This is a genomic window from Kitasatospora sp. NPDC059747 (assembly GCF_042732955.1).
In the GTDB taxonomy this organism is placed as follows: Bacteria; Actinomycetota; Actinomycetes; order Streptomycetales; family Streptomycetaceae; genus Kitasatospora.
This window is the reverse complement of sequence record NZ_JBHWGV010000007.1, coordinates 71,536-92,557: the sequence shown is the minus strand read 5'-3', so window position 1 is coordinate 92,557 and position 21,022 is coordinate 71,536. Positions and strand designations below refer to the sequence as shown.

Annotated in this window: 18 protein-coding genes and 1 pseudogene; 9 read left to right on the top strand and 10 right to left on the bottom strand. The window is 74.2% G+C overall.

Annotated features, from left to right (window positions below; translation table 11 throughout):
- Window positions 1-117: 117 nt before the first annotated feature.
- Complete coding sequence (locus ACFV4G_RS05165; protein WP_380436608.1) at window positions 118-519, bottom strand: YccF domain-containing protein; 402 nt, start codon at window positions 517-519, stop codon at window positions 118-120.
- A gap of 112 nt (window positions 520-631) precedes the next feature.
- Window positions 632-3,658, bottom strand: coding sequence for a hypothetical protein (locus tag ACFV4G_RS05160; protein ID WP_380436606.1), 3,027 nt, complete (start codon window positions 3,656-3,658; stop codon window positions 632-634).
- A 183-nt stretch (window positions 3,659-3,841) separates the two neighbouring features.
- Between ACFV4G_RS05160 and ACFV4G_RS05155 the strand changes: the two genes are divergently transcribed.
- From ACFV4G_RS05155 to ACFV4G_RS05140, 4 genes are all read left to right on the top strand, one after another.
- Entirely contained in the window at window positions 3,842-4,246 is a 405-nt protein-coding gene (locus ACFV4G_RS05155) for a DUF6153 family protein (protein ID WP_380436603.1), read from the top strand.
- A gap of 61 nt (window positions 4,247-4,307) precedes the next feature.
- On the top strand, window positions 4,308-5,888 hold the full coding sequence (locus tag ACFV4G_RS05150) for a multicopper oxidase family protein (protein WP_380436601.1): 1,581 nt from the start codon (window positions 4,308-4,310) through the stop codon (window positions 5,886-5,888).
- A gap of 311 nt (window positions 5,889-6,199) precedes the next feature.
- Window positions 6,200-8,098 carry an amino acid transporter gene (locus ACFV4G_RS05145; protein WP_380436713.1) on the top strand — a complete coding sequence of 633 codons (1,899 nt, stop codon included), beginning with the start codon at window positions 6,200-6,202 and terminating at the stop codon, window positions 8,096-8,098.
- 139 nt (window positions 8,099-8,237) lie between these two features.
- Window positions 8,238-8,999: a class I SAM-dependent methyltransferase gene (locus ACFV4G_RS05140; RefSeq protein WP_380436599.1), complete on the top strand. Its 762-nt coding sequence runs from the start codon at window positions 8,238-8,240 to the stop codon at window positions 8,997-8,999.
- A gap of 60 nt (window positions 9,000-9,059) precedes the next feature.
- Here ACFV4G_RS05140 and ACFV4G_RS05135 read toward each other — a convergent pair whose 3' ends face one another.
- The gene (locus ACFV4G_RS05135; protein WP_380436596.1) at window positions 9,060-9,716 is read right to left on the bottom strand and encodes a transglycosylase family protein; all 657 of its coding nucleotides are present in this window, start codon (window positions 9,714-9,716) and stop codon (window positions 9,060-9,062) included.
- Between the two features lie 267 nt (window positions 9,717-9,983).
- Here ACFV4G_RS05135 and ACFV4G_RS05130 point away from each other — a divergent pair, with 267 nt between their 5' ends.
- Window positions 9,984-10,841: an S-methyl-5'-thioadenosine phosphorylase gene (locus ACFV4G_RS05130; protein WP_380436594.1), complete on the top strand. Its 858-nt coding sequence runs from the start codon at window positions 9,984-9,986 to the stop codon at window positions 10,839-10,841.
- Here ACFV4G_RS05130 and ACFV4G_RS05125 read toward each other — a convergent pair.
- Both ACFV4G_RS05125 and ACFV4G_RS05120 read right to left on the bottom strand, forming a co-directional pair.
- The gene (locus ACFV4G_RS05125; RefSeq protein ID WP_380436592.1) at window positions 10,804-11,235 is read right to left on the bottom strand and encodes a hypothetical protein; all 432 of its coding nucleotides are present in this window, start codon (window positions 11,233-11,235) and stop codon (window positions 10,804-10,806) included. The two genes, ACFV4G_RS05130 and ACFV4G_RS05125, sit on opposite strands and share 38 nt — an antisense overlap.
- On the bottom strand, window positions 11,235-12,344 hold the full coding sequence (locus ACFV4G_RS05120; protein ID WP_380436711.1) for a molybdopterin-dependent oxidoreductase: 1,110 nt from the start codon (window positions 12,342-12,344) through the stop codon (window positions 11,235-11,237). Before ACFV4G_RS05120 ends, ACFV4G_RS05125 begins: the two co-directional genes overlap by 1 nt.
- Before the next feature lie 219 nt (window positions 12,345-12,563).
- On the opposite strand from ACFV4G_RS05120, the gene ACFV4G_RS05115 reads away from it, so the two are divergent.
- Window positions 12,564-13,892 carry a glycosyltransferase 87 family protein gene (locus tag ACFV4G_RS05115; protein WP_380436590.1) on the top strand — a complete coding sequence of 443 codons (1,329 nt, stop codon included), beginning with the start codon at window positions 12,564-12,566 and terminating at the stop codon, window positions 13,890-13,892.
- A gap of 315 nt (window positions 13,893-14,207) precedes the next feature.
- On the opposite strand, the gene ACFV4G_RS05110 is transcribed toward ACFV4G_RS05115, so the two are convergent.
- The 3 genes and pseudogenes from ACFV4G_RS05110 to ACFV4G_RS05100 form a co-directional block, all read right to left on the bottom strand.
- On the bottom strand, window positions 14,208-14,867 hold the full coding sequence (locus ACFV4G_RS05110) for an SAM-dependent methyltransferase (RefSeq protein ID WP_380436588.1): 660 nt from the start codon (window positions 14,865-14,867) through the stop codon (window positions 14,208-14,210).
- The gene (locus ACFV4G_RS05105; protein WP_380436709.1) at window positions 14,864-15,370 is read right to left on the bottom strand and encodes a DUF2064 domain-containing protein; all 507 of its coding nucleotides are present in this window, start codon (window positions 15,368-15,370) and stop codon (window positions 14,864-14,866) included. Before ACFV4G_RS05105 ends, ACFV4G_RS05110 begins: the two co-directional genes overlap by 4 nt.
- Before the next feature lie 174 nt (window positions 15,371-15,544).
- Window positions 15,545-16,264, bottom strand: a pseudogene (locus tag ACFV4G_RS05100) (glycosyltransferase family 2 protein); the annotation flags it as partial.
- Between the two features lie 173 nt (window positions 16,265-16,437).
- Between ACFV4G_RS05100 and ACFV4G_RS05095 the strand changes: the two are divergent.
- From ACFV4G_RS05095 to ACFV4G_RS05085, 3 genes are read left to right on the top strand one after another with little or no spacing between them, the layout of a single operon-like run.
- Complete coding sequence (locus tag ACFV4G_RS05095) at window positions 16,438-17,169, top strand: response regulator transcription factor (RefSeq protein ID WP_380436586.1); 732 nt, start codon at window positions 16,438-16,440, stop codon at window positions 17,167-17,169.
- Complete coding sequence (locus ACFV4G_RS05090) at window positions 17,166-18,323, top strand: sensor histidine kinase (protein WP_380436584.1); 1,158 nt, start codon at window positions 17,166-17,168, stop codon at window positions 18,321-18,323. The genes ACFV4G_RS05095 and ACFV4G_RS05090 overlap by 4 nt, the downstream gene beginning before the upstream one ends.
- Window positions 18,324-18,367: 44 nt before the next feature.
- Entirely contained in the window at window positions 18,368-18,583 is a 216-nt protein-coding gene (locus ACFV4G_RS05085) for a hypothetical protein (protein ID WP_380436583.1), read from the top strand.
- A 27-nt stretch (window positions 18,584-18,610) separates the two neighbouring features.
- Here ACFV4G_RS05085 and ACFV4G_RS05080 read toward each other — a convergent pair whose 3' ends face one another.
- Both ACFV4G_RS05080 and ACFV4G_RS05075 read right to left on the bottom strand, forming a co-directional pair.
- Window positions 18,611-19,666, bottom strand: a complete 1,056-nt coding sequence (locus ACFV4G_RS05080) for an NAD-dependent epimerase/dehydratase family protein (protein WP_380436581.1) — start codon at window positions 19,664-19,666, stop codon at window positions 18,611-18,613.
- Window positions 19,667-19,768: 102 nt separating this feature from the next.
- The gene (locus ACFV4G_RS05075; protein ID WP_380436579.1) at window positions 19,769-20,800 is read right to left on the bottom strand and encodes a hypothetical protein; all 1,032 of its coding nucleotides are present in this window, start codon (window positions 20,798-20,800) and stop codon (window positions 19,769-19,771) included.
- Between the last annotated feature and the right edge of the window lie 222 nt (window positions 20,801-21,022).

Here is a 21,022-nt window from a genome sequence, read left to right as displayed (position 1 = left end):
CCACAGCGTCGCGTCGATCGGCCGCGCGTCCCCCCTCCTGACCCGCGGGGCCTGTCCCCCCCGGCCCCGGTGTCTTCGCACCCCCCCCCCCGCGCCGCCCGCCCCGCGCCCGTTCCCCTACCAGCCGGCGAAGCGCTGGTCCGTCGACACGATCTCGCGCCCGAGCGGGGTGAGGGAGATCGGGATCATCTTGAGGTTGGCCCACCCGAAGGGGATCCCGATGATCGACAGGAACAGCGGGATGCTGGTGATCAGGTGCCCGAGGGCCAGCCACCACCCGGCGAACACCAGCCAGATCACGTTCCCGACACAGGACGCCGCCCCGGCGTCCCGCCGCTCGACCGCCGTCCGCCCGAACGGCCACAGCACGTAGCCGGCGATGCGGAACGAGGCAATGCCGAACGGGATGGTGATGATCAGTACGCAGCAGATGATTCCGGCGATGACGTAGCCGATCGCCATCCAGATGCCGCAGAAGATCAACCAGAGGATATTGAGAACGAGATCGATAACCTTCACGGTTGGCACCTTCTCACGAGCGGCGGTTGGACCCTACGACCAGCGATGCCCGCCGGCTCCCGTGTCTACGCCCTTAGGGGGTGTGTCTCAGGGGCCGTTCCGGGTCGGGGGGTCAGCCCCAGTTGCCCGTCAGGGGGATGTCGCCGGGGTTGCCGAAGACGACGGCGTAGGGGATGACGGTGCCCTCGTTGGCCGAGGCGTAGAAGGAGCGGTCGGTGGAGCGGTAGATGCCGACGGTGTCGATCCCGGTGCCGTCCCAGTCGCCCTTGACGGGGGTGTCGCCGGGGTTGCCGAACTTGAAGCGGTGGTCGGCGTCGCCGGGGGTGTTGGAGTCGCGCAGGTAGAACATCTGGGTGGTGGGGTCGTAGGCGCCGATGGTAGTGGTGCCGGTGCCGCTCCAGTTGCCGACCAGCGGGGTCCAGCCGGGGTTGCCGTACTTGATGGTGTACGTGGGGGTGGCGTTGTCGTCGCTGAGGTAGAAGTTCTGGTCGCTCGGGCGGTAGACGCCGACGGTGGTGCGGCCCCGGCCGCTCCAGTCGCCGACCAGGGGGATGTCGCCGGTGACGCCGAAGCGGACGGTGGCGGCCGGGGTGGCGTTGTCGTCGGTGAGGACGAAGGTCGCGGTGTCGCGGTGGTAGACGGCGACCGTGTCGGTGCCGGGGCCGTTCCAGTGGCCGGTCAGCACGACGTCGTCGGGCCCGGTGACGAGGCCGGCCACCGGGCCGACGCCGAGGAGGGTGTCGTTGTGGCTGTTCTCGCTGACGGTGCGGTCACCGGGGCGGTAGACGCCGACGCCGGTCGCCGGGCCGGCCGGGGTGGCGTTGATGACGGCCTTGCCGATGGCCTGCTGGCGCGCGGTGGTCAGCGGCATCGTGCCCGGCTGCTTCGAGTCGAGCCAGCGGAAGTTCTGGAGGTAGACGATCCGCGGGTTCTGGGCGGCCATCGCGCGGTAGTCGGCGTTGTCGGCGGCGAGGGCCGCGTCGGTGGAGTTCTCGCAGCCGTTCGGGTGGTCGAGGCCGGTGATGAAGGACTCGGGGAAGAGCACGAGGTGCTGGTCGGGCGAGGCGAGGGCGCCCTGGAGGGTGGCGAGTTCCTGCTGGAGGCGGCCGCGTCCGGCGCAGTAGTGGTCGAAGCCGACGAAGTCGGCCGCGCGCGGGACGGGCCGGGTGAGGTTGTAGGCGTCGGTGGTGTAGGCGATCGGCTTGTCGGGGAAGGCGGTCCGGACCTGGTCGGCCCCGGTCTGCACCTGGTCGGGCGTGAAGCCGTGGTAGTACGGCTCGTCGAGCAGGTAGATCATGGAGATCTTGTCGAGGTTGGAGCCGATCCGCCCGCGGAGCGCGGCGAGGTTGGCCGCCGCGTTCGGGTCGGGCCCGGTGATGTTGCCCTGGGCGTCCTTCAGCGTGACGACGCTGTAGACGTCGAGGACGCAGGAGGCCGGTGCGCAGTAGTCGAGGAAGCCCGAGTAGCGGGGGTTGGCGAGGTCCTGGCCGATGTAGTTGTTCATGTTCGTCCACGGCGCCACTTCGGGGCTGTGGTCGATGTTGTCGCGCGGGTCCATGATGTCGAAGTAGCCGTAGTAGTCGAGCCCGCCGAGCATGGTGACGCGCAGGTCGTCGGCCGTGCCGACGGCCCCGGGGGTGGTGCGCCGCGAGCCGAGGTACACGTAGCCGTCGCGGGGGAGCGCGGCCGGGGTGGGGCCGGCGAACACCGTGGTGCCGTTGACGGTGACGGTCGCCTGCCCGGCCGTTCCGGCTGCGAGCGCGAGCGAGACGTCGTAGGTGTCCGACGCCGGGGTCACCGAGCCGACGGTGAGCGGGAGTTGCCGGCCGCCCTGGTAGAGCGTCAGTGCGCCGCCGGCCTGGACCTGGAGGCCCAGGGCCACGTCGCGGGCGTCGACGGCGCCGGTGCTGCCCGAGCCGTTGCTCACGAGGAGCGAGGCCGCGTCCGTCCCGCCGGTCGATCCGACGGCCGGGGTGAGGCGCGCGTGGACGGTGTAGGTGCCCGAAAGGTCGGCCGTGGCGGGCTTGTCGAGCCGTACGGCGGCCGTGCCCTGCGGGAAGGAGAGCGCGTTCGGGGCGACGGGGTCGTTGACCCGCACCGAGCCGGCCGGCGGAGAGGCGGCGAGGCCCTGAACGCCGGACACCGCAGTGTAGTTGGCGCTGACGACGGTCGGCTGACGGGCGCTCAGGTCGTCGTTGAGGCCGTGGTCGCCGCCGGCGGGGGAGCCGTCGAAGGTGTCGACGAACGGTTTGGCGCCCGCCGTGGCGCTCGCGTCGATCCGGCTGACGTTCACGCCGGTGCCGGCGCCGTCGCCGAAGGTGGTCACCGAGTTCCGGTCGGACAGGTACGCCCCGAGGTAGAGGAACGCGCTGCTCGGCCAGCGGTTGACGCCGGCCGGCGCCGTGACCGGGAAGACGGTGCCGTTGACGGTCAGGGCGAGCGCCCGGTCGGCGCCGCTGGAGACCGTCAGCGAGACGGCGTACTTGTCGGCGGCCGGCACCGTGCCCGTCCAGAACGGGGTTTCGCCGCCCCCGCCGTGGAAGAGCGAGAGCTTGCCGGAGGAGGAGACGATGAAGCCGAGGTCGACGTCGGAGTTGGTCACGTAGCCGGTGGCGCGGTGGCTGCGGCTGAGCACGATCGAGGCCCAGTCGGCGCTCGCGGTGTCGCCGACGACGGGGTCGACGACCGTGGACACGGTGAACCGGCCGTCCTGGTCGGCCACGGCCGGGGCGCCGAGCATGACGGCCGAGACGCCGAGCGAGAACACCATGCGGTTCGGCTGGGCGGGGTGGCTCGTCTGCACGTAGTAGGGCGGCGGTGCCGCGGTGGTGTCCCAGCGGCCGGAGACGCGCGTCCACGACGTGGTCCGGACGCCGTTCTGCCGTCGGTCGAGTCCCACGTTCAGGCCGTACAACGGGTCGGTGTCGAGGGCCGGGTCCTGCTGGAAGGAGTCCCTGAACGGGCCGGCGGCGGTGAGGTTCGCTGGGACGGGGGCGGAAGCGGCTGTTGCCGGGGCGGCTGTCGAGGGTGCCGCGCCGAGCCCGGCCGTCGCCACGGCCAGGGAGAGCAGGGTGGCGGCGGCGCCGAGTCTGCGGCCCGCGCGCCGCAGGAGGGTCGCCGGGTGTCGTGGCAGGGCCATCGGGTGCAGCTCCAGGGTGTCGCGGGAACCGGTGGCTCCGGACGGGGCCGCCGCGGGGCAGCCCGACCTGCGCGCCGTCGGGCGCGTCGGTGTGCGTGATCTCCCCCGGCCCGGATGCTACCGGGGGCGGGACGGGTGCGAACAACGGGTCACACGGTGATGCGGTATACCCTGTGGGGGTAAATGGCGGAGTGGAGGTGGGCGGTGCGGGACGGCATGGTGCGGGTCCTGCGCGGAGTTCTGCTCGCCGCCCTGCTGTTCGGGGTGCTGACCATGCACACGCTCGGGCATCCGACCGGTGGGCATGGAGGACGGCACGGCGGGGAGCATGCCGCCGTCCAGGCGCACCGGTCGCACGACGTCACGGCCGACCCCGGGATGCCCGGCGGGATGGACCCGATGGCGGTCTGCCTTGCCGTGCCAGCCGGTTGGGGACTCGTGCTGCTCGCCGTCGGGGGGTACGTGTTGCGGCGGGCCGGTGATGCCGCTGCTGCCGTGCGGGCGTTGCTGCTGGCCGCCGTCCGGGCGCTTCCGCCGCCCAGGGGCGGGAGGTCGGTCCTCGCCGAGGTGTCGGTGCTGCGTCAGTAGGCGTGTGGCGGTTGCCTCGCACGTCCACCGACCCACACCTACACACGAGGTGCATTTCGTCATGCGCACACCCTCTCGACGCGCCGTGCTCGGCGCGGCGCTCGCCGCTGCCGGGACCGGGATCCTGGCCGCCTGTTCGGACTCCATGAAGGGCATGGAGGGCATGGACCACGGCAAGCAGGCTCCGGCGCCGGCCGGCTTCGTCCGTCCGGACGGTCCCGAGGTCGCCGCCGCCGAGGCGCGGCGCAACCCCGGGGCGGAGCGCAAGGTCGCGCTCACCGCCACCGAGACCACCCTCGACCTCGGCGGGCGCACCGTCCGCAGCTGGGCGTACGGCGACGCGCTGCCCGGCCGCGAGGTCCGCGCCACCGCCGGCGAGACGCTCGCGCTCACCCTCGCCAACCACCTCCCGCAGCCGACCTCGCTGCACTGGCACGGCCTCGCGCTGCGCAACGACATGGACGGCGTCCCGGGGGTGACGCAGGATCCGGTCCGGGCCGGGGCCGCGTTCGACTACCGCTTCGCGCTCACCCGCCCGGGCACGTACTGGCTCCACCCGCACTCCGGCGTCCAGCAGGACCGCGGGCTGTACGCGCCGCTGATCGTCGACGACCCGAAGGAGCCGCTGGCCTACGACAAGGAGTGGGTCGTCGTCCTGGACGACTGGCTGGACGGGGTGGACGGGAGCACCCCCGAAGCCGTCCTGAGCGAACTGTCCAAGGGCATGGGCGGGCACGACATGGCCGGCATGGGCGGGCACGACATGGCGGGCATGGGGGGCCACGACGCGGCGGGCACGGCCGGCCCCTCGCGCATGCTCATGGGAGCCCGCAGCGACCTCCTCGGCGGTGACGCGGGCGACGTCGCGTACCCGTTCCACCTGGTCAACGGCCGCCTCGCGACCGCGCCCGAGACCTTCACCGCCAAGCCGGGCGACCGGGTCCGGATCCGGCTGATCAACGCGGGCGGCGACACCGCCTACCGGGTCGCCCTCGGCGGCCACGAGCTGACCGTCACCCACACCGACGGCTTCCCGGTCGAGCCGGCCGCCACCCAGGCGCTCCTGATCGGCATGGGCGAGCGCTACGACGTCCTGGTGACCGTCAAGGACGGCGTCTTCCCCCTCACCGCCCTCGCCGAGGGCAAGGGCGCCTCCGCGCTCGCGCTGCTGCGCACCGGCGGCGGCGCCGCGCCCGACGCCTCGGTGCGCCCGGCCGAGCTGGACGGCCGGCTGGTGACCGCCGCGCAGCTCACGGCGGCCGCGGGCGTCCGGCTGCCCGCCAAGGCGCCGGACCGGACGGTGCGGCTGGAGCTGACCGGAGGCATGGCGAAGGCCGACTGGGCCTTCGACGGCCGCAGGTACGACCCCGCGCAGCGCCACCCGGTGGCGGCGGGGGAGCGGGTGCGGCTGGAGTTCCGGAACTCGACGGAGATGTGGCACCCGGTCCACCTGCACGGGCACACCTTCGCGCTCGTCGGAGCGGCGGGCGGCGGCCCGCGCAAGGACACCGCGATCGTGCTGCCCGGCACGACGCTCGCCGTCGACTTCGACGCCGACAATCCGGGCCTGTGGATGGTCCACTGCCACAACGTCTACCACGCCGAGACGGGCATGATGACGGTCCTCGGTTACCAGGCGTAACGCCTGCCGGTGCCGGGCCGGGGGGGGGGGCCCCCGCCCCCCCCCCCCCGCCCGCGCCCCCGACGGCGCCAAGACGTCCACCACCATGACGTTTTCTTAACGCGGGCCGATGACGACTCCTTAACGCCGGTCGCATAGCCTGGCGCACTGCCGTCGCCCGACGGCGCTTTTACGGGGTCTTGAACAAGAGGTGCAAGGTGGTTTCGTCGGGTTCGACGGAGACGGGGACGGCGCAGGTGGCGGCGTCCCCGGAGGTGGCCGCGCCGTCGGCGCGAATACGCCTCCGCAGCTGGCTGCTGGCCGACGCGTCCGTGGCCAAGGACACGCAGGGTGACCAGAGCGGGCAGGACGGCGGCGAAGCGCACGGCGGCCACCAGGGCCAGCGCTGGTGGCGCGTGATGTGCCTGACCGGCCTGGACTACTTCTCGACGCTCGGCTACCAGCCGGGCATCGCCGCCCTCGCGGCCGGCCTGCTGTCGCCGATCGCCACGATCGTGCTGGTGATCGTGACCCTGCTGGGCGCGCTGCCGGTCTACCGGCGGGTGGCCCAGGAGAGCCCGCGCGGCGAGGGCTCGATCGCGATGCTGGAGCGGCTGCTGTCGTTCTGGAAGGGCAAGCTCTTCGTGCTCGCCCTGCTCGGCTTCGCGGCGACGGACTTCATCATCACGATCACGCTCTCGGCCGCCGACGCCAGCGCGCACCTGGTCGAGAACCCGCACCTGAACAGCGTCCTCGGCGGCAAGCAGATGCTGATCACGCTGATCCTGGTCGCGCTGCTCGGCGCGGTGTTCCTGAAGGGCTTCGGCGAGGCGATCGGCCTGGCCGTCGGCCTGGTCGTGGTCTACCTGGCGCTCAACGTCGTGGTCGTCGCGGTCGGCATCTGGAAGATCATCCAGGCTCCGCACGTCGTCACCGACTGGTCCAACGCGCTGACCGTCCAGCACGGCAACGTCTTCGTCATGATCGGCGTCGCACTGGTCGTGTTCCCCAAGCTCGCGCTCGGCATGTCCGGGTTCGAGACCGGCGTCGCCGTCATGCCGCACATCGAGGGCGACGCGGGCGACACCGAGGCGAACCCGGCCGGCCGCATCCGCGGCACCCGCAAGCTGCTCACCACCGCCGCCGTGATCATGAGCACCTTCCTGATCGCCACCAGCTTCATCTGCACGCTGCTCATCCCGGCCAAGGAGTTCGAGGCCGGCGGCGAGGCCAACGGCCGCGCCCTCGCCTTCCTCGCGCACCAGTACCTGGGCGGCGCCTTCGGCAGCGTCTACGACCTGTCGACGATCGCGATCCTGTGGTTCGCCGGCGCCTCCGCCATGGCGGGCATGCTGAACCTGCTGCCCCGCTACCTGCCGCGCTACGGCATGGCCCCGCACTGGGCGCGCGCCGTCCGTCCGATGGTGATCGTCCTCACCCTCGTCGGCTTCCTGATCACCTGGCTGTTCGACGCCAACGTCGACGCCCAGGGCGGCGCCTACGCGACCGGCGTGCTCGTGCTGATCAGCTCGGCGGCCATCGCCGTGACCATCGCCGCCTACAAGAAGCGCCAGCGCGGCTGGACCACGGCCTTCGGGATCATCTCGGCCGTGTTCCTGTACACCACCGTGATCAACACGATGGAGCGTCCGGACGGCGTCAAGATCGGTGCTTGCTTCATCGCCGGCATCATCCTGGTGTCGCTGCTCTCCCGGCTCAAGCGGGCCTTCGAGCTGCGCGTCACCGACGTGACCCTGGACGACGTCGCCGAGCGCTTCATCCGCGACTACGCGCACCGCCCGCTGCGCCTGATCGCCAACGAGCCGACCCACCGGGACGTCGCCGAGTACCGCGACAAGATCCGCCAGATCCGCGCCGACAACGACATCCCGGGCGAGGACGACCTGGTCTTCGTCGAGGTGACGGTCCGCGACGCCTCGGACTTCGAGTCCGAGCTCACCGTCCGCGGCGAGGTGCTGCACGGGCGCTACCGGGTGCTGACGCTGGAGAGCTCCAGCGTCCCGAACGCGATCGCCGCGCTGGCGCTCACCGTCCGGGACCGCACGGGCCAGCGGCCGCACCTGTACTTCGAGTGGACCGAGGGCAACCCGTTCGCCCAGTTCCTGCGGTTCTTCCTGTTCGGCCAGGGCGAGGTGGCCCCGGTCACCCGCGAGGTGCTGCGCGAGGCGGAGCCGGACCGCACGCGCCGCCCGCGCGTCCACGTCGGGTAACGCGCCCCCGCCGTCCGTCGGCCCGTCCGGTCCTGGTGACCGGGCGGGCTGACCGCTTTCCCGGGGGCGCCCGGTTCGCCGGGATCAGGAGTTCCTAACATGCCGTCAGGGACAGGAATTTCGGACGGAAGGTACCGCCATGAACACCGCACCTGAGCACTACGACCGGCTCCTCGCCGCGCACTACACCTGGATGCTCGGCGGTGACGTCCCGGCCCTCGCCGCTGCCCAGGCCGAGCTGCTCGCCGGGCTCGGCGTGCGGGCGGACGGCCCCGGCCGGCTCGCCGTGGACCTCGGGGCCGGGCCGGGGCCGCAGAGCCTCGCCCTCGCCGCGCTGGGCTACGGGACGGTCCTCGCCGTCGACACGAGCGCACGGCTGCTCGACGAACTGACGGAACTGGCGGCGAAGGCCGGGCAGGCGGACATCCTCCGGCCGGTCCTGGCGGACCTGCGGGGCGCCCTGCCGGCACACACCGGGCCGGGCACGGTGGCCGCGGTGGTGTGCATGGGGGACACGCTCACGCACCTCCCGGCGCGGCAGGACGTCGTCGCGCTGCTGGGGGACGCGGCGCGCGCGCTCGCGCCGGGCGGGCGGCTCGTGCTGTCCTTCCGGGACCTGACCCGCCCGCTCACCGGCACCGACCGCTTCCTCCCGGTGCGGGCCACCGAGGACCGGATCATGACCTGCGTGCTGGAGTACCCGGACGAGGACACCGCGCTGGTGCACGACCTGGTCCACACCCGCAGCGGCGGGACGTGGACGCAGGAGGTCAGCAGCTACCCGAAGCTGCGGCTCTCACCGGAGTGGGTCGAGGAGCAGTGCGCGGCGGCGGGCCTGGCCGTCCGGCACAGCGAGGTGGGGGCGCGGGGGCTGCATGTCCTCGTGGCGGAGTCGGCGTGACGACACCGCCCACGCCCCCGCCAGTGACGGGGGCGTGGGCGGCGGCGGGTCCGGCCGGGCTCAGGACGGCAGGCGCAGGACCATGCCGGGCTGGATGAGGTCGGGGTCGTCGCCCACGACGTCACGGTTGGCCTCGTAGAGGGCGGGCCAGCCGCCGGGGAGGCGGAGGGTGTCCGCGAGGCCGAACAGGGTGTCGTCCTGGCCGACCCGCCGCTCGCCGCCGGCGAGCGCGGTGGCCGGGGCGGCCGGCGGCGGCAGGGCGGTGCCGCGGGCGTGCTCCCGATCGCGGTCCCGCTCCCGATCGCGGTCCCGCTCCCGATCGCGGTCGTGGTCCCGGGTCCGGTCGTGGTCGCGGGTCGCGCGGGCGCCGCAGACCGGCCAGGGGCTCAGGCCGCGGCGCTCGGCGAGCACAGTGGCGACGGCGATCTGCTCCTCGCGGGTGGCGAGGTCGGCGCGCGGGGCGTAGGCGAGGCCGCCGTTCTCGCGCCAGGTGGGGTTGTCGAACTGGAGGCCGCCGAAGTAGCCGTTGCCGGAGTTGATGTGCCAGTCGTGGCTGCTCTCGCAGTCCGCCACGTTCTCCCAGTCGTACCTCCCGACGGGGTCGGCCCCGTGGCCGCCGCCCGGGGGTGCGGCCTGCGCCGCGGGGGCCGCGAGGGCGACGGCCAGGGCGCAGAGGGCGGTGGGGACGAGGCTGCGGAGACGGGCGGTGGGAGGCATGGGCGGCTCTCAGGTCCGGGGACAGGGCGTACGCCGTCCGGAGGCGGCGCATGTCCACCGACGCACGCCGGGTGGGGCGGACGGTTGCCGACGCGTCCGGAAAGTCACCCGCCCGGCCGCCGGGAACCACCCCGGCGGCCCGCCGCCATTCGGCCGCAGCGGCCTGCGGCGCCGCGAGCCGTAAGACCGACGTAATCGAGGTCCCGCTTCCGCCGGGGGCGCCGCCTCCTACAGTGGCCGGGACGTCTCCGAGGAAGGGCACGAACGATGACGAACGATCAGCGACTCCCGCGCGCCGAACTGGGTGTGATCGGCGGATCGGGGCTGTACGCGCTGCTGGACGACGTGACCGAGGTGCGCGTAGACACGCCGTACGGGCCGCCGAGCGACGCCCTGTTCCTCGGCGAGGTGGCCGGCCGCCGGGTGGCGTTCGTGCCGCGGCACGGGCGCGGCCACGGGCTGCCGCCGCACCGGATCGATTACCGGGCCAACCTGTGGGCCCTGCACGCACTCGGTGTGCGCCAGGTGCTCGCGCCGTGCGCGGTGGGCGGGCTGCGGCCGGAGTACAGGCCCGGCACGCTGCTGGTGCCGGACCAGTTCGTCGACCGCACCTCCGGCCGGGTGCAGACCTACTACGACGGACTGCCGCTGCCGGACGGCTCGCTCCCCGAGGTCGTGCACGTGTCGATGGCCGACCCGTACTGCCCCGCCGGGCGCCGGGCGGCGCTGGACGCGGCGCGCGACGCGGCCTGGGAGCCGGTGGACGGCGGGACGCTCGTGGTGATCGAGGGCCCGCGCTTCTCCACCCGCGCCGAGTCGCGCTGGTTCTCCGCGAACGGCTGGTCGGTGGTCGGCATGACCGGGCACCCCGAGGCCGTGCTGGCGCGCGAACTCGGGCTCTGCTACACGTCGTTGGCGCTGGTGACCGACCTGGACGCCGGGGTGGAGGCCGGTGAGGGCGTCACCCACGCCGAGGTGCTGAAGGCCTTCGCGGGGAACGTCGACCGGCTGCGCACCGTGCTGTTCAAGGCGCTGGAGAGCCTGCCGGCGGACCGGGACTGCGTCTGCTCGCACGCGCTGGACGGGCTCACGACGGGTCTGCCGGGCGTCGCCGCCGGGGCCTGAGGCCCTGGGTGCGCCACCGCCGGACGAGCGCGACCAGCAGCGCGACGACGGCGGTGGCGGCCAGCACCAGCAGCAGGTTGCGGCCGTAAGGCAGCGGCAGCAGCGTGGAGTTGCCGTGGTCCGTGCCGTCCCGCAGGACGGCCGGCAGCCCGACGGCCGTCACCGCCGCCGCGACGACCAGCCACGCGCGCAGCACCGGGCCGCGGGCGTAGCGGGCGCCGATCAGGCAGAGCAGCGGCAGCCACAGGCCGTCGTGCAGGACGACTGCTCCGACGGCCCACACCAGGACGTCGAACGGGGCGGTGATGTAGGAGTCGGCGAGCAGGCCGGAGAGGCCGAAGCCGAGCAGGGCGAGGCCGCCGAGCAGGAGGGCGGCGCGCAGCCAACGGGGCATCAGACGACCTCGATCCGTTCGATCCACTTGGTCTGCAGCACGCCGGGCCGGTTGGGGGCGATGACCCGCGCCGGATAGCCGTGGTCGGCCTTCAGCACCTCGCCGTTGACGCGCAGGGCGAGCAGTGAGAGCGGGTCGACGGCGTACTCGGACGGCATCTCCATCACCCGGTAGGGCCCGTTGGTCTCGAACGAGGTGAAGCGCAGTGCGGACCCGGCCGGGGCGCCGGCGCGCTCCATCAGGTCGGCGATCCGGACCCCGCTCCAGCGGGCCGTCGCGCTCCAGCCCTCGACGCAGGCGATCGGCAATTCCACGTCGTGCTGCGGTAGTTGCGCGAGCTCCGCGAGGGTGAGGGTGTACGGGCGGGGGCCGTCCACGCGCAGCCGCCAGTCCGCGGGGGCGGTGACGGTGCCGGCCTGGGCGGCGGTGCGGTTGACCGGCAGGCCCTGCGGGCCGATGTCCGGGCGGCGCGGGGCGAGCAGGTCCAGGCCGCTGAGGAAGGGCACCGTCTGCCCGGCGGTGGTGAGGGTCACGACACCCGCGGCGGCCGTCACGGCGGTCAGGAAGGCGCGGCGCTGCGGGAGCCCGACGGCCGGGCGGCGCCAGTGCCGGGCGATGAGCGTGCCCTTGGCGGCGATGTGGACGAGGAGCCCGCCGGTGGCCAACCAGGCCAGCCAGAAGTGGGTTTGGCGGAACGGGAACGGCCACGGGTACCACTGGAGGGTGTTGAACAGCCCGGTGAACACCTCCAGCAGCATCGCCGCGACGAGGACGAAGATGCCGAGCCGCTCCAGCGCGTGCAGCACGCTGCGGGCGGGCGGCCACTCGAAGAGCCGCGGGTAGACCGTCCACAGCTTCGCCCCGAGCAGCGGGATCGCGGCCAGGCCGCTGATCACGTGCAGCCCCTGGGTGACCTGGTAGCCGCCCACCGGCCGGCTCTGGAGGTACGGGACGAGCCAGGTCGGCGGGTCCTGGAGGGCGTGGCTGACCAGGCCGGTGAGGAAGCAGACCAGCAGCGCGGCGCCGAGCCAGCGGCCGAGCACGACGGTGGTGCGCGGCTCGTGCAGCGCCGAGCGGAACTTGCCGTCGCGGAACGGGCCGCGGCGCAGGGCGTCGGGTGGCGGCGGGAGCGGGAGGTCGTAGCGGCGGGACGAACGGGGGGAGCTCGGGCTTGGGGAGCTCGGGCCGGGGGGTTCGGGCGTCTTCGGGTTCACGTGCCCATGGAACCCGTCCGGGGCCCCGCGGCGGCGCTCCGACGTGCTTACGGAATCCGAACGGCGCCACGCCACGGCGGCCCGCCCCGGCCCGGCGGTGGCAGGGTGGGCGCCGTGCTCACTCGTGCCCTCCTCGCCCTCGCCGCCCTGGTCGGAGCCCTCGTCGCGACCGTCACGGGCGGTGGCGCGCTCGACCATCGCGCGCCCCTGTTCGTCTGGTACGCCGTCGACGCCGGGCTGTTCGCGCTCGCGCTCGTACTGCTCCGGAAGGTGACCGACCGTCAGGTCGTGCCGCTGGTGCTCGCGGGCAGCATCGCCGTCGCCGCCGTCGGCCTCCTCGCGCCGCCGCGCACCAGCGACGACGCCTACCGGTACGTCTGGGACGGCCGGGTGCAGGCCGCCGGGATCTCCCCGTACGCGCACACCCCCGACGACCCCGCGCTCGCCCGGCTGCGCGATCCCGGGCTCTGGCCGACGGGCGGGGAGTGCGCCGGCTGGGACGAGCGGCGGACGGCGGCCGGGGACTGCACCCACATCAACCGGCCCGCCGTGCACACGATTTACCCGCCCGTCGCGGAGGCGTGGTTCCTCGTCGTGCACCCGTTCGGCGGCGGGGTGCGCGGGGCGCAGGCGGCCGGCGCGCTGCTCGCGGTCGCGACGACGGGGGCGCTGCTCGTGGTCGGGCGGGGGAACCGGCGGGCGGCGCTGTGGGGGTGGTGCCCGGGCGTGACGGTGTGGGCGGTCAACGACGCGCACGTGGACACGTTGGGCGCACTGCTGCTCGTGGCCGGGCTGGGGTGTGTGGTGCGACGGCGCCCGGCGGCCGGGGGGCTGTTGGCCGGAGCCGCCATCGCGGTCAAGCTGCTGCCCGGGCTGGCGCTGCCGGGGGTGCTCGCCCGCCGGTCCGTCCGGGAGAGCGCGGTGCTGCTGGCGTGGACGGTCGGCGCGTTCGCGTTCTCGTACGTCCCGTACGTCGCCGCGTCCGGCGCCGGGGTGCTCGGGTACCTGCCGGGCTACCTGCGGGAGGAGGGCTACGAGCAGGGGCACATCGACCGGTTCGGGCTGCCGGCGCTGGTCCTGCCGGACGCGCTGCTGCCGTGGGCGGCGGGAGCCGTGCTGGCCGGGGTGGCGCTGTGGGTGCTGCGGCGCGGGGACCCGGCGCGGCCGTGGTCGGGCGCGCTCCTCGTCACCGGGACGGCACTGCTCGTCGTGGCGCCGTCCTACCCGTGGTACGGGCTGCTGGTGGTGGCGCTCGTCGCGCTGGACGGGCGGTGGGAGTGGCTGGCCGTCCCGGCGGCGGGGCAGGTGCTCTACCTGACGGGCGGGATCGAGGCGCAGCAGGCCGCGTACGGGGTGGCGCTGGCGTGCGTCGTGACGGGCGGCGCGGTGCGGCGGTGGGGCGGCCGGCGGGCCGCTCGGCGGGTGCTCGCGCGGGCGGTGTGAAGGGGGTGCCCGTCCCGTGGGGCTGGTGCCCGTCCCGTGGGTCCGGTGCGCGGACGGCGCGGGACGGGTGCCGTTGACGTGCAGGTCCGGGCACCCGCCGTGGCGGGTGGGGAACGCCGGGTAGGCGTCGGTTCGGGGGTCTTGTCCCCGCCCGGGGCTTCTGGCAGGCTCGGCCGCGACGCCGCGAAGGGTGCCGCCGGGGCACCCCTGACCGAGGGGCCGAGAGGCGGTTGGGCGACAGCCGCACGCGTGACGCACGAACGGCGTCCTGCAAGGCTCCCTGGACCCCGGCCCAAATCCATGCCCGCGTCCGGCTCAGGCCTTGCGCAGGGCGAGGAAGCGCCGGCCGTGCGAGGTCCAGCGCTCGGCCTCCGCGAGGCCGGCCGCGCGGGCGCGGCGCAGGGCGGCGCGGGTGCCGAGGCGGGCCCACGGGAACGGCGGGCCGAGGCGGCCGTCCGGGCCCTCGACCCGGACGACGGCGCGCTCGTCCGTCTCCGTCGCCTCCACCTCGACGAGCAACAGGCCGTCCGCGGCGATGAGTTCGGCGCCCCGGCGGAGCAGGGCGAGCGGGTCGCCGCCGATCCCGAGGTTGCCGTCGGCCAGCAGTGCGGCGCCCCAGCGGCCCTCGGCGGGCAGCCGGTCGAAGACCGAGCGGCACAGGGCCGGGCCGCCGAGGCCGAGCGTGCGGGCGACGGCCGCGCCGGTCACGTCCACGCCGAGCGCCGGGACGCCGAGTTCGAGCAGCGCGGCGACCAGGCGGCCGGGCCCGCAGCCGAGGTCGAGCACGGGGGCGGAGAGCCGGGTGCAGCGCAGCAGCAGGCTGTGGTCGGCCCCGGCGGCCGGGGCGCACCAGCGTTCGACGTCGAGCCGGAGGCGGTGGCCGTCGGCACGGCGGAGCCAGAGCGGGCCGCGGCCGGTGCGGACGGCCTCGGCGAACGGGTCGTCGACCCAGGGGGTGGTGGCGGTGATCGTCAACGTGGCATCCCGGTGGGAGAGTCGACCTGCAGAGCGGTGGTGGGTGTCAACTCGCCGCCCCCGTGGCTGAGTTCGAAGTCGGCGAGGCGGGAGCCGAAGCGGCTGTGCGGGGCTTCGGCGGCGACGCGGCGGGCGTCCTCGGCGGTGTCCACGTCGGTGAGTTCCGGAAGGTGATGGACCGTCAGATTTGCTGCGGCGAGACGGTCGAGGAGGTGGGCTCCGGTGTGCGGCGTGGACATCGGTACGCCGCGCAGGAGTCGGGCGGCGAGCGGGGACGTCGGCCGGGCCAGGCCGAGGGCCCAGAAGCCGCCGTCCGCCGCCGGGCCGTACCACGCGTCGACGCCCGCGCGCCGGGCGGCGGACAGCGGTTCGGCCAGTGCCGCCGCGCTCAGCTGCGGGGTGTCCATGCCGACCAACAGCGCGGGCGCGCCCGGGGCGAGGCGGGCGGCGTCGGCGAAGGCCGCCGCGAGCCGCTCGTCCAGGCCGCCGCCCGACTGCGGCACGACCTGCCAGCCCGGCGGCAGCCAGTCGCCCGGTTCGCCGTCCAGCACCAGCAGGCGCAGCCCGGCCGGGACGGTGGACAGCGTGTGCAGGGTGTCGCCGAGCGCGGCCTCGGCCAGACCGGCGGCCTGCTCGGGCGTGAACGGCGGCGTGAGCCGCGTCTTCACCCGGCCCGGGACGGGCGCCTTGGCGATCACCAGCAGCGTGGGCGGCGGCGCGGCCAGCACCGCCCGCATGTCGCGGACGGCCTGCCGGGTCCCGCGCAGGGTCCCGGTGACCTTGGAGCGGCCCGCGCGCGGCAGGTAGTCGACCGGCGTCTCGGCGATCCGCATCCCGGCCGCCGCCGCCGTGAGCACCATCTCCAGCGGGTAGCCGGAGCGCCGGTCGCCCAGGCCGAGCGCCAGCAGCCGCTCCCGGCGGGCGGCCCGCATCGGGCCGAGGTCGTGCAGCGCCGCCCCTGTGCGGGCACGCAGGCGGCGGGCGAGGACGGCGTTGGCGAGCCTGGCGTGCACCGGCCAGGCCCCGGCCGTCGACGGGCGGCGCCGGCCGAGGACGAGGTCCGCCGCGCCCGCCAGCACCGGCTCGGTGACGCGCGGCAGCTGGGCCGGATCGAGCGAGCCGTCGCAGTCCAGGAAGCACACCAGCTCGGCGGTGGCCGCGAGCAGCCCGGCGTGGCAGGCGGCGCCGAAACCGCGCCGGGGCTCGGCCACCACCGTCGCGCCGAGCGAACGGGCCAGCTCGGCCGAGCCGTCCGTGGAGCCGTTGTCGACGACGATCGCCCGCCAGCCGGCCGGGATCCGGCCGAGCACCCAGGGCAGCGCGGCAGCCTCGTCCAGGCACGGCAGGACGACGTCGACGGAAGGGGGAATGGGGGTGGGTGAGGTCACGCGGGCCACGCTAGGCGCCGACGGGCCGCGTGCGGGGGCACCGGCGCCTTACGGAACGCGGACGTCGTGTCGGCTGGCCCGTCCGGGTGATCTCGTCCGGCAAGGCTCGGGGATCTTACGGAAGGCGAACGCCCGTCCCGTCCGGTCCGCACCCGGCGCCGACACCTCCTATCCTCGGCGAGGTGAACGACGTCTCCCGCATCCTGGTGATCGACGACGACCCGACCGTGGCCGAGGTCGTCGCCGGCTACCTCACCCGCGCCGGCCACCTCGTGGACCGCGCCGCCGACGGCGCCGAGGGCCTCGCCCTCGCCCGCAGCGCGCCCCCGGACCTCCTGGTGCTGGACCTCATGCTCCCCGGGCTCGACGGGCTGGAGGTGCTGCGGCGCCTGCGCGCCTCCGCCGAGGGCGCCGGGCTGCCGGTGGTGCTGCTCACCGCCAAGGGGGACGAGGCCGACCGGATCCTCGGCCTGGAGCTCGGCGCCGACGACTACGTCACCAAGCCGTTCAGCCCGCGCGAGCTGGTGCTGCGGGTGCAGTCGGTGCTGCGCCGCGCCCGGGCCGGCGCGGCCCCGGCGGGCTCGGCGGCTCCGGACGGCGGCCCGCTGCGCTCGGGGGACATCGCCCTCGACCCGAAGGCCCGCCGGGCCCAGCGCGGCGAGCGCGAACTCTCCCTGACCCTGCGGGAGTTCGACCTGCTCGCGTTCCTGCTCCGGCACCCCGGCACGGTCTTCTCCCGGCAGGACCTGATGCAGCGCGTCTGGGGCTGGGACTTCGGCGACCTCTCCACCGTCACCGTCCACGTCCGGCGGCTGCGCGAGAAGATCGAGGACGACCCCGCCGCGCCCGCGCTCATCACCACCGTGTGGGGCGTCGGCTACCGCTACGACCCGGCCGGCGGTGGTGACCGGTGAAGGACGTCCTGCTGATCGCCCTGTTCGCCGCCCTCGGCGCCGGCGGCGCCGGACTGCTCGGCTGGGCCGCGATCCGGCTGCTGCGCCGGCGTTCCGTCGCGCTCTCGCTGTTCACCGTCGCCGTGGTGACCGTCCTCGCGGTGACCTCGGGCACCTTCGCGGTGGCGCAGGCGATGTTCCTGTCCACCCACGACTTCGGCGTGGTCGTCACCGTGCTCGGCATGGCCGCCGTCGTGTCGCTGCTCACCGCCGCCCTGCTCGGCCGCCAGGTGGTGGCCGGCAGCCGGGCGCTCGCCGTGGCGGCCCGGACGGTCGGCAGCGACGCCGGGTTCACCGCGCCGGACCAGCCGCTCGGCACCGAACTGGCGGCTCTGAGCGAGGAGTTGGCCGCCACCAGTGCCAGGCTCGCCGAGTCCAGGGCGCGCGAACAGGCTCTGGAGCGCTCGCGCCGGGAGTTGATCGCCTGGATCTCGCACGACCTGCGCACCCCGCTCGCCGGCCTGCGGGCCATGGCCGAGGCGCTGGAGGACGGCGTCGCCGACGAGCCGGAGCGCTACCTCGTCCGGATCCGCACCGAGGTCGAACGGCTCACCGGGATGGTCGACGACCTGTTCGAGCTGTCCCGGATCCAGGCGGGGGCGCTGTCGCTGTCGGTGGCCCGGGTGTCCGTCTACGACCTGGTGGACGACGCGCTCGCCGGCGCCTACCCGCTGGCCCGGCGGCGCGGGGTCCGGCTGGAGGGGCGGGAGGTGGCGGCCGAGCCCGTCGAGGTGGACAGCCGGGAGATCACCAGGGTGCTCGGGAACCTGCTGGTCAACGCGATCCGGGCGACCCCGGAGGAGGGCGTGGTCGCGGTCGCCGCCCGGCGCGAGGCGGACGAGGTCGTGCTGTCCGTCACCGACGGCTGCGGCGGCATCCCGGAACAGGACCTGCCGCGCGTCTTCGAGACCGGCTGGCGCGGCGGCGCCGCCCGCACGCCCCGGCGCGACCCGGGCGAGGGCGGCGACAGCGGGGACAGCGGCGGCGGGCTCGGGCTGGCCATCGTGCGCGGCATCGTCGAGGCCCACGCCGGGCGGGCCGGCGTGCGCAACGTCGACGGGGGCTGCTGCTTCGAGATCGCCCTCCCGGCGCCGAGGGCGGCCTCGCACGCCTAGATTCGCCGTGTGGCAGGTGCCACCGCGGCATCAGGGAGATGGGCATGGCCGACTTCTTCGAGGACCTCTCCCGCAGCCTGAAGGCCGGCCCGCCCCTGCCCGCCCAGGGGCCGGTTCACGACAGCGCCTACGAGAAGGTCTTCGGCGGCGAAGCCCTCGAACCGGCCGCGGGGGAGGGAGCCTGGACGGGCGAGGAGACCGCGGCCGTGCGCGAACTCCTCCGCGCGGGGCTGGAGCTCTGGGAACAAGCCGTGCGTTGAGCGTGACGGTGGTTCCGTCCGCCGCGGTCACGCCCGCAGGGGTGCGGCGGCGAACTCCTTCATCCCGGTGTGGAACGGCACTTGCGGGCGCCACCCGAGTTCGGTGCGCAGGCGGGCGGAGTCCGCGGTGATGTGCCGGACGTCGCCGAGGCGGTACTCGCCCGTCACCACCGGTGCCGGGCCGCCGTACGCCTCCGCGAGCGCCGAGGCCATCTCGCCGACCGTCCGGGGCTCGCCGCTGCCCACGTTGTAGGCGCGGGCGCTGCCGGGCGGCCTGGCGTCGATCGAGGTCAGGGCCACCAGGTTGGCCGCCGCGACGTCCTCGACGTGGACGAAGTCGCGCCGCTGGCCGCCGTCCTCGAACACCCGGGGCGCCTCGCCCCGTGCCAGCGCCGAGCGGAACAGCGACGCGACCCCCGCGTACGGGGTGTCGCGCGGCATCCCCGGACCGTAGACGTTGTGGTAGCGGAGCGTCAGGACGGTGCCTCCGGAGGCGCGGGCCCACGCGGAGGCGAGGTGCTCCTGGGCGAGCTTGGTGGCGGCGTACACGTTGCGCGGGTCGGCGGGCGCGTCCTCGGTGACCAGCCCGGGGGCGAGGGCGGTGGCGCAGACCGGGCAGGGCGGCTCGAACCGGCCCGCGTCCAGGTCGGCCGGTCGGCGCGGGCCCGGCGCGACGTCGCCGTGCGCGGGGCAGCGGTAGCGGCCCTCGCCGTAGACGACCATCGAGCCGGCCAGGACGAGACGCCGGACGCCGGTGCGGGCCATCGCGGCGAGCAGGACGGCGGTGCCGAGGTCGTTGCAGCCGGCGTAGGCGGGCGCGTCGTTCAGGTCCAGCCCGAGGCCGACCATCGCGGCCTGGTGGCAGACGGCGTCCACCCCGTCGAGCGCCTCCTCCACGGCGGCCGGGTCGCGGACGTCCCCGTGCAGGAAGGGCACGCCGTCCGGCAGCTCGGGGGGCTGCGCGGACGGATGCACGGCGGGCAGCAGTGCGTCCAGCACCCGCACGCCGTGGCCCACCGCCGTGAGGGTGCGGACGACGGCGGAGCCGATGAAGCCGGCGCCACCGGTGACGAGAATCTCCATGCCGTGGAACTTAGCTGCGCGGGGCGGCTGTTCGGGGTGCTCGGCTCCGTTCGTCAGCCTTCGGTAATCCGTGCGGGCCGGGAGCTCCTCCGCGGGACGGCCCTACGCCGTGCCGTCATGCAGGTTCCGCACCGCTTCACCAAGCCGGATCAGGACGTCTGCGGTCCTTTGCAGCGCGGGCTCGTTCGGGTGAACGACCAGGTCGCGGAGCGGGTCCCACAGCGGGTTGACGAACCAGTTGCTCGGAGCCTCTTCCATGATCTTGCAGAGTTTCTCCATCCGTTGGGCAAGCTGGGGATCGGCTCCCAGGACGGGGAACGGGGTGGCGACGAGCGACGTGGCGCCGCCGGCATCGGTCACCGTCACCGTCAGGCCCACGGTGACCACCGTGCCGATCGCCGCCGGCAGCCTCACCTCCAGAAGACTGTCGGTGGTGCTGCCGATCACGGTGCCGCCGGCCGCGCTCCAGGAGTAGGCCAGCGTCGCTCCCCGAGGAACACCGGTGACGACCGCCTTGAGAATGGAGGTCCCGCCGGCGACGGGGACTTCCACGCACTCGCTGGTCGGGAGTCTCTCGATGGACAGCGAAAGTTCTTCGAGCTGCCCGGCGAGACCGCTGACGGTCAGGTTGTTCAGGTAGAGCCGGCCGTCGATGGAGGCCGAGAAGTCCGCTGTCAGCCCGTTGGCGGCACCGAGCGTCGCCAACTGCACGTCGAATGCGTAGGGGCGCAGGTCCTGAGGCCCTCCGGACTTGCTCAGCGCCGGATTCAGGGAAGTGAGCTTCGCTGAGATCTGTCCGCCGACGCCCGTGATGGTGGCACTTCCGGCGCCCTTGATCTTCACGCCGACCGGGCCGTTCGGGAGCGAGGGGACCCACTTGATGCTCGAGTCGTCCAACTTCACTCCGGTCATCTGAACGGCAAGCGGACTCTGCAGGCTCGGAATCTGCAACCGCTGCGCATCCATGACGAAATCCAGCGAGCCGGACGCTTTGTCGAACGCAACTGCGGGAACGCTCGCCTTGCCCGTCTTGTCGACGATCGGTGCGTCATTGTCCGGTGCCTTTGCCTCCCAGCTGAAGCTCAGGTCGAGCAGGAGACGGGTGGCAGCTCTGAGATCTTCGATTCCTGTCACAGCGGTCTCGATTCATCGGTGAAGGGCGAGGCGAGCGGTCAGCTCGGCCTCGAGGGACCCACCCCTTCCAGGAGACCTCAGTCGTTCGATGCGCGCGATTCCGCTGCCAGGGGCTACTTCGACCCGTGCGCGCACGCATTAGGGTGCGCCCCCCATCAACGCCCCCCCGCGGGGGGGGAAAAAAAAAACAACCCCCACACAAAAAAACAAACACGCTATGTG